The organism is Pseudomonas paeninsulae, assembly GCF_035621475.1.
In the GTDB taxonomy this organism is placed as follows: Bacteria; Pseudomonadota; Gammaproteobacteria; order Pseudomonadales; family Pseudomonadaceae; genus Aquipseudomonas; species Aquipseudomonas paeninsulae.
This window is the reverse complement of sequence record NZ_CP141799.1, coordinates 5,334,354-5,346,697: the sequence shown is the minus strand read 5'-3', so window position 1 is coordinate 5,346,697 and position 12,344 is coordinate 5,334,354. Positions and strand designations below refer to the sequence as shown.

Here is a 12,344-nt window from a genome sequence, read left to right as displayed (position 1 = left end):
CCCAGTGCCAGTCATCGGCCATACCACTGGTCGATAGCTGTAAATTTAACTCTGTGGATAACCCCGCTTAAGCCCGGCGGATAAGCCTGGGGACAAGTGGTGCATGAATCCAGCTGTGGATAACATGGCATTCCATCCCCAGCTTATCCGCTGCCTTCACACAGCCGCAGCACGTCTTCCTGACAGACTTACCCTGCTCTGTAAGCTTCATGAATAAAGGGCTAGAGGCACTTATGCACAGAAAAGCGGCTTACTAATAGTTATTAACATTACAGAAAAGCTTTAAATATTCTCTTCTCTATATTCTTTATTAACGAAAATGCTGGTTGGAAATTGACCTGACCCTCGTGTTTCTCTAGAATCGCCGGTCTCTTAAAACGGGGGCCATTCCGGCCCGTAGTCGACAGCCAGGTAACACGCCATGAAACGCACTTTCCAACCCAGCACTATCAAACGCGCTCGCACTCACGGTTTCCGTGCTCGTATGGCCACCAAAAGCGGCCGTGCTGTCCTGTCGCGTCGCCGCGCCAAGGGCCGTAAGCGTCTCGCCGTCTAAATTTCGGTATTGTGGTGAGTCGAGACTTCAGTCGGGAAAAGCGTCTGCTAACCCCCCGACAATTCAAGGCAGTCTTCGACTCCCCTAGCGGCAAAGTTCCGGGCAAAAATGTCCTGCTGCTGGCGCGTAGCAACCAGCTTGACCACCCCCGTTTGGGTTTGGTGATCGGCAAGAAGAGCGTCAAGCTCTCGGTTGAACGCAATCGCCTGAAACGCCAGATCCGCGAATCGTTCCGCCTCAACCAGGACAACCTGGTCGGTTGGGACATCGTAGTGGTTGCGCGTAAAGGCCTGGGCGATCTGCAGAATGCCGAACTGGCTCTCCAGTTCGGCAAGCTCTGGAAACGCCTGGCACGCAACAAACCAAGCCCGGAAACTTCTACCCCTATCGGGATAAACGACAGTCCCCATGCGTAAACTGGCCTTGGTTCCAATCCAGTTCTACCGCTATGCCATCAGTCCTTTGATGGCCAGCCACTGTCGTTTTTATCCAAGCTGCTCCTGCTACGCGCATGAAGCCATCGAACAACAAGGCCTCATGCGTGGTGGTTGGCTGGCATTGCGCCGGCTCGGCCGCTGTCACCCGTGGAATCCCGGTGGCTACGACCCGGTTCCCCCCGCGAAACCCTCCCGTTCCTCTTCGATGGCCGAATAATCATGGATATTCAACGCTCGATCCTGATCGTCGCCCTGGCAATCGTGTCCTATATGATGGTTCTCCAGTGGAACCAGGACTACGGTCAAGCTGCCCTGCCGATTCAGACTGCAGCAGTCAGCAGTACCGTTCCGAGCTTGCCAGATACCACTGCCCGCGCCCAAACAGCCAGCGGTGACGACATACCGACTGCAGCCCCTGCCGCCGAATCAGGCTCTATCAGCGTTGCCCCAGTGGCCGTCAGTGACCAACTGATTCGAGTGAAAACCGACGTACTGGATCTGGCCATCGATCCACGTGGCGGTGATGTGGTGGAGCTGCGTTTGCCGCAGTACCCGCGCCGGCAAGACCACCCGGATGTGCCGTTCCAGCTGTTTGATAATGGCAGCGAGCGCACCTATCTGGCGCAAAGCGGTTTGATCGGCACTAGTGCGCCGGACAAATCCAGCGGTCGTGCCCTGTGGAGCAGCGACCAGCAGAGTTATAAATTGGCTGAAGGCCAGGACCAACTGCAGGTAGACCTCAAGCTCAGCGAAGACGGTGTCAATTACACCAAGCGCTTTACCTTCACCCGTGGTCTGAATCCCGAGTGCTCGGCCGCAGAACAACAGCTGAAGAAGCCGGGTTGCGTAGACCCTGCGTCTTACCAGATGAACGTCAGCTACCTGATCGACAACCAGAGTGGCCAGGCCTGGAACGGCAATATGTTCGCTCAGCTCAAGCGCGATGGCAGTGACGATCCCTCGTCGACCACTGCCACTGGCACCGCTACCTACCTGGGTGGCGCACTCTGGACAACCGAAGAGTCGTACAAAAAAGTGTCGATGAAAGATATCGACAAGCAGCCCTTCAAGGAAACCGTCGAAGGCGGCTGGGTAGCCTGGCTGCAGCACTATTTCGTCACGGCCTGGATTCCCGAAAAAGGCAGCACCAATCAGGTACAGACCCGCAAAGACAGCCAAGGCAATTACATTGTCGGCTATACCGGTCCGGCCGTTCAGGTTGCTCCCGGCACACAAGGCGAAGTCAGTGCGATTCTGTACGCCGGCCCGAAGCTCCAGGGTCACCTGAAAACCCTGTCCCCTGGGCTGGAATTGACCGTCGACTACGGCATTCTATGGTTCCTCGCGCAACCGATCTTCTGGTTACTGGAACATATCCACAGCATCCTGGGTAACTGGGGGTGGTCGATCATTGTGCTGACCATCATCATCAAACTGATCTTCTTCCCACTGTCTGCCGCCAGCTACAAGTCGATGGCGCGCATGCGTGCCGTAGCGCCGAAACTTGCCGCGCTGAAAGAGCAGTTGGGTGACGATAAGCAGAAAATGTCCCAGGGCATGATGGAGCTGTACAAAAAAGAGAAGATCAACCCGCTAGGCGGTTGCCTGCCGATCCTGGTACAGATGCCGGTGTTCCTCGCCCTGTATTGGACCCTGCTGGAAAGCGTGGAAATGCGTCAGGCACCCTGGATGTTCTGGATTACCGACCTGGCGATCAAGGATCCGTTCTTCATCCTGCCGATTATCATGGGCGCCACCATGTTCATCCAGCAGCAGCTCAACCCGACACCGCCGGATCCGATGCAGGCCAAGGTCATGAAGATGATGCCAATCATCTTCACCTTCTTCTTCCTCTGGTTCCCGGCCGGCCTGGTGCTGTACTGGGTAGTCAACAACTGCCTGTCTATCGCTCAGCAGTGGTACATTACCCGCAAGATTGAAGCAGCAACCAAGGCGGCGGCTGCCTGATAAGGCGGAGCTTCCAAGCTCGAGCAAGCCGTTAAAAAGACGCCCCCATCGTGGGGCGTCTTGCTATCCAGCGTTTGGAGTCCAGCATGTCAGCAGTCCGTGAAACCATTGCCGCCGTTGCGACAGCCCAGGGCCGTGGTGGTGTCGGCATCGTGCGGGTCTCGGGACCCTTGGCCGGGCAACTGGCCCTGGCGATTTGCCAACGTGAACTGAAACCTCGTTATGCCCATTACGGCCCTTTTTTTGCCGATGCCGAGCAGGTGCTGGATGAGGGCCTGGCCCTGTACTTCCCCGGGCCCAACTCCTTTACCGGCGAGGATGTACTGGAACTGCAAGGCCACGGCGGCCCGGTGGTGCTCGACTTGCTCCTGCGCCGTTGCCTGCAACTCGGCGCACGCCAGGCCCGTCCCGGCGAGTTCAGCGAGCGTGCATTCCTCAACGACAAACTCGACCTGGCCCAGGCCGAAGCGATTGCCGACCTGATCGAAGCCAGCTCGGCACAGGCTGCACGCAATGCCCTGCGTTCGCTGCAAGGCGAGTTCTCGCGGCGCGTGCATGGCCTGACCGAACGCTTGATCAGCCTGCGGATCTACGTCGAGGCTGCCATCGACTTCCCCGAAGAGGAAATCGACTTTCTTGCCGATGGCCATGTGCTCAACCTGCTCGAGGGCGTACGCACAGACCTCGCCGGCGTGCTGCGCGAAGCCGGCCAAGGTGCACTGCTGCGCGATGGCATGACGGTGGTGATCGCCGGTCGGCCAAATGCTGGGAAATCCAGTTTGCTCAATGCCCTGGCCGGGCGCGAAGCGGCCATCGTCACCGAGATCGCCGGCACCACCCGTGACGTACTGCGCGAACATATCCACATCGACGGCATGCCGCTGCATGTGGTGGATACCGCCGGTTTGCGCGACACCGAGGATCAGGTGGAAAAGATAGGCGTCGAGCGCGCACTGAAAGCTATTGGCGAAGCCGACCGTATTCTCCTGGTGGTCGATGCCACTGCTCCAGAAGCCGACGATCCGTTCTCGCTATGGCCGGAATTTCTCGCTCAACGTCCCGATCAGGGCAAAGTCACCCTGATTCGCAACAAGGCGGACTTGTCGGGCGAAGCCATAGCCCTGGAAGTCGGCAACGATGGCCATGTGACCATCAGCCTCTCGGCCAGGTCCAGCGACGGTCTGGATCTGCTGCGTGAGCACCTGAAAGCCTGCATGGGCTACGAACAGACTGCCGAGAGCAGCTTCAGTGCCCGCAGGCGGCATCTGGAGGCGTTGCACCTGGCCGCCACCCACCTCGACCACGGTCACGCTCAGCTGACCCTGGCAGGCGCCGGAGAGCTGCTCGCCGAAGACCTGCGCCTGGCGCAACAGTCTCTGGGCGAAATCACCGGAGCGTTCAGCTCCGACGACCTGCTCGGACGCATATTCTCCAGCTTCTGTATCGGCAAGTAGATACCGTCTTCCCCCGGTGAGCTGGACGGCGATCCGTTCCAGCTCAGCAGCGCCTAGTTCGAAAGATCCGTAGAACGCCGCACATTCGGGCGGACGTTCCCGGATTACGTTGACTCATATGGGCTATGAACAGCTCCTATGAGTCAGCGGGTAAATCGCTGCAAAAAAATCGATCAGCGCCCTGCTGAGTAACTCCTTCAGCTTCTCCGGCTGATGCAAATCTCTCCTCTGCACCTACCCCATCCTGCGACTTGGACGACCTGTCCTGTCCAACGACTTCACGATTGCATCCTTCAGGCAGTCGTTGCCTTAGCCAAACGCCGTTTTAAATTGAATTATTTGCCCGTCTAAGCCCTGTGGAAAACCGGGCCTAAGCCCGGTCCATAACCCGGTGATAAAACTGAGGATAAATCGCCCTGTGGATAACTACCCATTTCATCCACAGGCTGTCTACGGCTATCGAACAGGCTAACGGCAGGATCATCACAGCTTTTTGAAACGCTGCAAGCCACGTGACTAATGGGCTGTAGCTATCTATCCACAGAAAAGTGCTCCCTACTTTATAAACATAAAAACAAAGATCTATATAAATCTATTCTTTTATTCTTTATTAGCCTGAAGCTCTGAGAAAGCCAGGACAGGCTGGCTATTTTTTGTGCAAAAGACTTCTTTCACACCGGCTAAATCCCTATACTCGCCGGCTTTCCAGCTTTTCAAAGCTTCACAACAGGCACGAGGTGCGTGGTGGATTTCCCTTCCCGTTTTCAGGTGATCGTGATCGGCGGTGGTCATGCCGGCACCGAGGCTGCTTTGGCAGCGGCACGCATGGGGGTAAAAACCCTGCTGCTGACCCATAACGTGGAAACCCTTGGCCAGATGAGCTGCAATCCGGCGATCGGCGGGATCGGCAAAAGCCACCTGGTCAAGGAAATCGACGCCCTGGGTGGCGCCATGGCAACGGCCACCGACAAGGCTGGCATCCAGTTCCGCGTGCTCAACAGCCGCAAGGGTCCTGCCGTTCGCGCCACTCGCGCCCAGGCCGACCGGGTGCTGTACAAGGCGGCGATCCGCGAAACCCTGGAAAACCAGGCCAACCTGTGGATATTTCAGCAAGCTGCGGATGACCTGATCGTCGAGAACGATGAAGTCAAAGGCGTGGTCACCCAGATGGGTCTGCGGATATTCGCCGACTCGGTGGTCTTGACCACCGGCACCTTCCTCGGTGGACTTATCCACATAGGCATGCAGAACTATTCCGGCGGTCGCGCCGGCGATCCACCCTCGATTGCTCTGGCTCAGCGCTTGCGTGAATTGCCGCTGCGAGTCGGTCGGCTGAAGACCGGTACCCCGCCGCGCATCGATGGCCGTTCGGTGGATTTTTCCGTGATGACCGAGCAGCCGGGCGATACGCCGACTCCGCTGATGTCGTTCCTAGGTTCACAAGAGCAACATCCGCGTCAGGTCAGTTGCTGGATCACCCATACCAATGCACGGACCCACGAGATCATTGCCGCCAACCTCGATCGTTCGCCGATGTACTCCGGGGTGATCGAAGGCGTCGGGCCGCGTTACTGCCCATCGATCGAAGACAAGATTCACCGCTTTGCCGACAAGGACAGCCATCAGGTATTTATCGAGCCTGAGGGGCTGACCACCCATGAGCTCTATCCCAACGGCATTTCCACCTCATTGCCGTTCGACGTGCAATTGCAGCTGGTGCGCTCGATCCGCGGCCTGGAAAACGCCCATATCGTGCGTCCGGGCTACGCCATCGAGTACGACTACTTCGATCCGCGAGACTTGAAATACAGCCTGGAAACCAAGGTCATCGCCGGTTTGTTCTTCGCCGGCCAGATCAATGGCACCACCGGTTACGAAGAAGCCGGCGCCCAGGGGCTGCTCGCCGGGGCCAATGCCGCATTGCGTGCGCAGGGCCAAGACAGCTGGTGCCCGCGCCGCGACGAGGCCTACCTCGGCGTATTGGTCGACGACCTGATCACCCTGGGCACCCAGGAGCCATACCGCATGTTCACTTCGCGGGCCGAATACCGGCTGATTCTGCGCGAAGACAACGCCGACCTGCGCCTGACCGAAAAAGGCCGCGAGCTGGGCCTGGTTGACGATCAGCGATGGGCCGCGTTCGAGATCAAGCGTGAAGCCATCACGCAGGAAGAACAGCGCCTGAAAAGTACCTGGGTCAGGCCCGGCACGCCCCAGGGCGATGCGATTGCCGCGCACTTCGGCACGCCGCTGACCCACGAGTACAACCTGCTCAACCTGTTGTCGCGCCCGGAGATCGATTACCTGGGCCTGGTCGAACTGACCGGCGCAGGTGCGCAAGACCCGCAAGTCGCCGAGCAGGTCGAGATCAAGACCAAGTACGCCGGCTACATCGACCGTCAGCAGGATGAAATCGCCCGGCTGCGCGCCAGCGAAGACACCAAATTGCCTGTGGATATCGATTACAACGGGATTTCTGGCCTGTCCAAGGAAATCCAGCACAAGCTCGGCAACACTCGTCCCGAAACCCTCGGCCAGGCTTCGCGGATCCCCGGGGTCACCCCGGCGGCGATTTCCCTGCTGCTGATCCACCTGAAAAAACGCGGAGCTGGTCGCCAGCTGGAGCAAAGCGCCTGATGTCTGTGGTCACCAGCAAGCACGCCGAAGAACTGGCGCAAGGCGCCCTCGAGCTGGGCGTCGAGGTCTCGGCCTTGCAGCAGGAACAGCTGCTGGCCTATCTGGCGCTGCTGATCAAGTGGAACAAGGCCTACAACCTCACCGCGGTGCGCGATCCGGACGAAATGGTCTCGCGCCACTTGCTCGATAGCCTGAGTGTGCAGCCCTATGTCTTTGATGCTGGGGATAACTGGCTGGACGTCGGCAGTGGTGGCGGCATGCCGGGCATACCCCTGGCCATCCTGTTCCCGGAGCGGCAGTTCACTCTGCTCGACTCCAACGGCAAAAAAACCCGCTTTCTGACTCAGGTGAAGCTGGAGCTGAAACTGACCAACCTGGAAGTTATCCACAGCCGGGTCGAGGCCTTCAAGCCACAGCAGGCGTTCAGCGGTATCGTCTCCCGCGCCTTCAGCAGCCTGGAGGATTTTGCCAACTGGACCCGCCATCTCGGCGATGGCCAGAGCCAGTGGCTGGCCATGAAGGGCGTGCATCCGGACGACGAATTGCAAGCTCTGCCGGCCGACTTCCGCCTGGCAGCCACCCATGTGCTCAAGGTTCCCGGTTGCCAAGGTCAGCGTCATCTGCTGATACTGCGCCGCTCGGTCTAGGGGGAACGCAACATGGCTAAAGTATTCGCAATCGCCAACCAGAAAGGCGGCGTGGGCAAGACCACCACCTGCATCAATCTGGCGGCCTCGCTGGTTGCGACCAAGCGCCGCGTACTGCTGATCGATCTTGATCCACAGGGCAACGCGACCATGGGCAGCGGTGTGGATAAGCATGCCCTGGAACATTCGATCTACGACGTGCTGATCGGCGAATGCAACCTGGTCGAGGCCATGCAATATTCCGAGCACGGCGGTTACCAGTTGCTGCCGGCCAACCGTGACCTGACGGCTGCGGAAGTCGGCCTGCTGGAAATGAAAATGAAGGAAAGTCGCCTGCGTAACGCCTTGGCGCCGATCCGCGAGAACTACGACTACATCCTCATCGACTGTCCGCCGGCGCTGTCAATGCTCACGGTCAATGCCCTGGTGGCCGCCGATGGGGTGATCATCCCCATGCAATGCGAGTATTTCGCCCTGGAAGGCTTGAGCGACCTGGTCAACAGCATTCAGCGTATTGCGAAAATGCTCAATCCTTCGCTGAAGATCGAAGGCCTGCTGCGTACCATGTACGATCCGCGCATCAGCCTGACCAACGATGTTTCGGCGCAGCTCAAGCAACATTTCCCCGACACGCTGTACCAAACCGTTATCCCGCGCAACATTCGCCTGGCCGAGGCCCCCAGCTATGGCATGCCGGCGCTGGTATACGACAAGCAATCCCGTGGCGCCATTGCCTACCTGGCCTTGGCTGGCGAGCTGGTTCGTCGTCAACGCGCCAGCGCCCGCTCCGCAACCGCATAAGGAACTCCGCATGGCCACCAAGAAACGAGGGCTGGGACGCGGCTTGGACGCCCTGCTGGGTGGCACCACCGTCACTGCTCTGCAGGAAGAAGCCGCTCAGGCCGATAGCCGCGAGCTGCAATACCTGCCCCTGGATCTGATTCAGCGCGGCAAGTACCAACCGCGTCGCGATATGGACGCCACCGCGCTGGAGGAACTGGCGCAGTCGATCAAGGTTCAGGGTGTCCTGCAACCGATCGTGGTGCGACCGATTGGCGAAGGCCGTTTCGAGATCGTCGCCGGTGAGCGACGCTGGCGTGCCTGCCAGCAAGCTGGCCTGGACAAGATCCCGGCGATGGTGCGTGAACTGCCCGACGAGGCGGCGATTGCCATGGCGCTGATCGAGAACATCCAGCGTGAAGACCTCAACCCGATCGACGAGGCCGTTGCCCTGCAACGACTGCAGCAGGAATTCCAGCTGACTCAGCAACAGGTGGCTGAGGCCGTGGGCAAATCCCGCGTGACCATCACCAACCTGCTGCGCCTGATCGGTCTGCCGGAGGAGATCAAGACCCTGCTGTCCCATGGCGATCTGGAGATGGGGCATGCTCGTGCCCTACTTGGTCTGCCAGCGGAACAACAGGTCGAAGGGGCGCGACACGTTGTCGCACGCGGGTTGACCGTGCGGCAAACCGAAGCCCTGGTACGCCAGTGGTTGAGTGGCAAGGAAAAGCCGGTTGTGGAGGCCAAAGCCGACCCGGACATCAGTCGTCTGGAACAGCGCCTAGCCGAGCGCCTGGGCTCTCCAGTGCAGATCAAGCATGGGCAAAAGGGCAAAGGCCAACTGGTGATTCGCTACAACTCGCTGGATGAACTGCAGGGCGTTCTGGCCCACATCCGCTGAAACAATTGAGCATGTAGCGGGTTCACGGAAATCACTACCTGACAGTTGAACCTGGGGGGCTGCGCCCATATACTTTGCGCGCTTTTGTCGGCACGAAATATGCCAAGTCGTTGATTTGAGGCGGCCGACGCCGTAAGGACTGTGACGATGGATGTTCGCAAGCAAAATCGCCTGCCCTTTCATCGTTTAGCGGTGTTTCCGGTCTTGCTGACCCAGCTGGCTGTACTACTGTTAGCGGCTGCGGTGCTGTACGCCACACGCGGAGCAGTAAGTGGTTATTCGGGGTTGTGTGGCGGGCTGATTGCCTGGTTGCCGAATTTGTACTTTGCCCACAAGGCGTTCCGTTTCAGTGGAGCGCGGGCCGCCCAAGCGATAGTCCGGTCTTTTTATGCCGGTGAAGCGGGCAAACTGATTTTGACGGCAGTGCTGTTTGCACTGACGTTTGCAGGCGTGAAGCCATTGGATGCGCTGGCGGTATTCGGCGTATTCCTGTTGACCCAGTTGGTCAACTGGTTCTCACCCTTGCTAATGAAAATAAGATTTTTAAGACCTTAGGGCTCGAGGGATATATGGCAGCAGCAGAAACCGCTTCGGGTTATATCCAGCATCACTTGACCAACCTGACCTACGGTCAGCACCCGGTCAACGGCTGGAGTTTTGCCCACAACCTCAGGGAAGCCCAAGAAATGGGCTTCTGGGCATTCCATGTCGATACCCTGTTGGTGTCGGTGGTGCTCGGCCTGATTTTCATTCTGTTGTTCCGCGCTGCAGCCAAGCGCGCCACTTCCGGGCAACCGGGTGGGCTGCAGAACTTCGTCGAAGTACTGGTCGAGTTCGTCGATGGCAGTGTCAAAGACACTTTCCATGGTCGCAACGCACTGATCGCGCCGCTGGGTCTGACCATCTTCGTCTGGGTCTTCCTGATGAACTTTATGGATCTGATCCCGGTGGACTGGCTGCCGATGCTGGCTGCGACCATCATGGGTGATCCGCATCTGTTCTTCCGCGTCGTGCCGACCACCGACCCGAACGCCACCCTGGGCCTGGCCCTGTCGGTATTTGCCCTGATTATCTATTACAGCATCAAGGTCAAAGGCATCGGCGGTTTCATCGGTGAGTTGACCCTGCACCCGTTCGGCAGCAAGAACGTCTTGATTCAGGCGCTGTTTGTGCCGGTTAACTTGCTACTCGAGTTGGTGACCCTGATTGCCAAGCCGATTTCCCTGGCTCTGCGTCTGTTCGGTAACCTGTATGCCGGCGAGCTGATCTTCATCCTTATCGCAGTCATGTTCAGCGGCGGTTTGCTGCTGGGCGGTCTCGGTATCGTCTTGCAGTGGGCGTGGGCAGTGTTCCACATCCTGATCATCGTGCTGCAAGCGTTCATCTTCATGATGCTGACCATCGTCTATCTGTCGATGGCGCACGAAGACAACCACTAAGAGCGCAACGCGCATCCTTGATGCCCTTCCCCGACGGGAAACGGCAGATTAGGCTGCGCTCTGCTCAAGGTGGACGCCCGCAAGGGCAAAACAGGCAATGATTTAGCTTTACCGCTTTACCTTAGAAAACCTTAAACCAATACGACATAAAAGTCGGGAGGAAAGATGGAAACTGTAGTTGGTCTGACCGCGATCGCTGTAGCACTGCTGATTGGCCTGGGTGCCCTGGGTACCGCCATTGGTTTCGGCCTGCTGGGCGGCAAGTTCCTGGAAGGCGCTGCGCGTCAGCCGGAAATGGTACCGATGCTGCAAGTTAAAATGTTCATCGTCGCCGGTCTGCTCGACGCCGTGACCATGATCGGTGTTGGTATCGCATTGTTCTTCACCTTCGCGAACCCCTTCGTTGGTCAAATTGCAGGCTAATCACTCGAGTATTCGAGTGGATTGGTTTGATGGACAACGAACGAGCGAGGTGTTGGCGTGAACATTAATGCAACCCTGATTGGCCAGTCCGTTGCCTTCTTCATCTTCGTGCTGTTCTGCATGAAGTTCGTGTGGCCTCCGGTCATTACGGCTTTGCAGGATCGTCAGAAGAAGATTGCAGATGGACTGGACGCTGCCAGCCGTGCGGCTCGTGACCTGGAGTTGGCCCACGATAAAGTGGCCCAACAACTGCGCGAAGCCAAAGGCCAAGCAGCCGAAATCATTGAGCAAGCCAAGAAACGTGGAACCCAGATCGTCGACGAAGCCCGTGACCAGGCCCGTGTCGAAGCTGACCGCGTGAAGGCTCAGGCTCAGGCCGAGATCGAACAGGAACTGAACAGCGTCAAAGACGCCTTGCGTGCCCAAGTGGGTAGCCTGGCCGTCAGCGGTGCCGAGAAGATCCTGGGCATATCTATCGACCAAAACGCGCATGCGGAGCTGGTTTCCAAACTGGCAGCCGAAATTTAAGCGAGGGCGCGATCATGGCAGAACTGACCACGCTGGCCCGACCTTACGCTAAGGCTGCCTTTGAGTATGCCCAGGCCCACCAGCAACTGGCCTCTTGGTCAGCCATGCTCGGCCTGGCTGCTGCGGTGTCGCAAGACGACACCATCCAGCGCATGCTCGGGGCTCCGCGTCTGACGAGTACAGATAAGTCCACCACCTTCAACGAGGTGTGTGGTGACAAGTTCGACGCCCAGGTACGCAATTTCATCCATATCGTCGCCGAAAACGATCGCCTGGCCTTGCTGCCGGAGATCGCCGATCTGTTCGAGCTGTACAAAGCCGAACAGGAAAAATCGGTCGACGTGGATGTCACCAGTGCCTTCGCATTGAGCGATGAACAGCAAGACAAACTCGCCAAGGTTCTCAGTGCACGGCTCAACCGGGAAGTGCGCCTGCATGCTACGGAGGATGCCAGCCTGATCGGTGGTGTCGTAATCCGCGCCGGCGACCTGGTTATCGATGGCTCAGTTCGCGGCAAAATCGCGAAGCTGGCCGAAGCATTGAAATCTTGAGTTTGAAGGGGCAGCAGAGC

14 protein-coding genes are annotated in these 12,344 nt (G+C 58.3%); all 14 read left to right on the top strand.

Translation table 11 applies throughout. The features are described from left to right. The first annotated feature begins 421 nt into the window (after positions 1 to 421). The 14 genes from rpmH (at position 422) to VCJ09_RS24620 (ending at position 12,324) form a co-directional block, all read left to right on the top strand. Complete coding sequence (rpmH, locus tag VCJ09_RS24685) at positions 422 to 556, top strand: 50S ribosomal protein L34 (protein ID WP_079204100.1); 135 nt, start codon at positions 422 to 424, stop codon at positions 554 to 556. A 14-nt stretch (positions 557 to 570) separates the two neighbouring features. Next, positions 571 to 972, top strand: coding sequence for a ribonuclease P protein component (gene rnpA, locus VCJ09_RS24680; protein ID WP_324732599.1), 402 nt, complete (start codon positions 571 to 573; stop codon positions 970 to 972). Beyond that, positions 965 to 1,210 (top strand): membrane protein insertion efficiency factor YidD, encoded by a 246-nt coding sequence (yidD, locus tag VCJ09_RS24675; RefSeq protein WP_079204099.1) that lies wholly within the window; start codon positions 965 to 967, stop codon positions 1,208 to 1,210. The genes rnpA and yidD overlap by 8 nt, the downstream gene beginning before the upstream one ends. Before the next feature lie 2 nt (positions 1,211 to 1,212). Next, the gene (gene yidC, locus VCJ09_RS24670; protein ID WP_324732598.1) at positions 1,213 to 2,961 is read left to right on the top strand and encodes a membrane protein insertase YidC; all 1,749 of its coding nucleotides are present in this window, start codon (positions 1,213 to 1,215) and stop codon (positions 2,959 to 2,961) included. An 86-nt stretch (positions 2,962 to 3,047) separates the two neighbouring features. Further along, entirely contained in the window at positions 3,048 to 4,415 is a 1,368-nt protein-coding gene (gene mnmE, locus VCJ09_RS24665) for a tRNA uridine-5-carboxymethylaminomethyl(34) synthesis GTPase MnmE (RefSeq protein ID WP_324732597.1), read from the top strand. A 744-nt stretch (positions 4,416 to 5,159) separates the two neighbouring features. Beyond that, on the top strand, positions 5,160 to 7,052 hold the full coding sequence (mnmG, locus tag VCJ09_RS24660; protein ID WP_324732596.1) for a tRNA uridine-5-carboxymethylaminomethyl(34) synthesis enzyme MnmG: 1,893 nt from the start codon (positions 5,160 to 5,162) through the stop codon (positions 7,050 to 7,052). Beyond that, positions 7,052 to 7,699 (top strand): 16S rRNA (guanine(527)-N(7))-methyltransferase RsmG, encoded by a 648-nt coding sequence (gene rsmG / locus VCJ09_RS24655; protein ID WP_324732595.1) that lies wholly within the window; start codon positions 7,052 to 7,054, stop codon positions 7,697 to 7,699. The genes mnmG and rsmG overlap by 1 nt, the downstream gene beginning before the upstream one ends. 12 nt (positions 7,700 to 7,711) lie before the next feature. Next, positions 7,712 to 8,500 (top strand): ParA family protein, encoded by a 789-nt coding sequence (locus VCJ09_RS24650; RefSeq protein WP_324732594.1) that lies wholly within the window; start codon positions 7,712 to 7,714, stop codon positions 8,498 to 8,500. A 10-nt stretch (positions 8,501 to 8,510) separates the two neighbouring features. Continuing rightward, on the top strand, positions 8,511 to 9,383 hold the full coding sequence (locus VCJ09_RS24645) for a ParB/RepB/Spo0J family partition protein (protein WP_079204093.1): 873 nt from the start codon (positions 8,511 to 8,513) through the stop codon (positions 9,381 to 9,383). A gap of 147 nt (positions 9,384 to 9,530) precedes the next feature. Then, positions 9,531 to 9,938: a F0F1 ATP synthase subunit I gene (locus VCJ09_RS24640; RefSeq protein ID WP_324732593.1), complete on the top strand. Its 408-nt coding sequence runs from the start codon at positions 9,531 to 9,533 to the stop codon at positions 9,936 to 9,938. Between the two features lie 14 nt (positions 9,939 to 9,952). After that, positions 9,953 to 10,822 carry a F0F1 ATP synthase subunit A gene (gene atpB, locus VCJ09_RS24635; protein ID WP_079204091.1) on the top strand — a complete coding sequence of 290 codons (870 nt, stop codon included), beginning with the start codon at positions 9,953 to 9,955 and terminating at the stop codon, positions 10,820 to 10,822. Positions 10,823 to 10,987: 165 nt separating this feature from the next. Next, positions 10,988 to 11,245 (top strand): F0F1 ATP synthase subunit C, encoded by a 258-nt coding sequence (atpE, locus tag VCJ09_RS24630; RefSeq protein ID WP_003097235.1) that lies wholly within the window; start codon positions 10,988 to 10,990, stop codon positions 11,243 to 11,245. A gap of 57 nt (positions 11,246 to 11,302) precedes the next feature. Further along, positions 11,303 to 11,773, top strand: a complete 471-nt coding sequence (locus VCJ09_RS24625) for a F0F1 ATP synthase subunit B (RefSeq protein WP_324732592.1) — start codon at positions 11,303 to 11,305, stop codon at positions 11,771 to 11,773. A 14-nt stretch (positions 11,774 to 11,787) separates the two neighbouring features. Next, complete coding sequence (locus VCJ09_RS24620) at positions 11,788 to 12,324, top strand: F0F1 ATP synthase subunit delta (RefSeq protein ID WP_238040884.1); 537 nt, start codon at positions 11,788 to 11,790, stop codon at positions 12,322 to 12,324. Positions 12,325 to 12,344 lie beyond the last annotated feature (20 nt).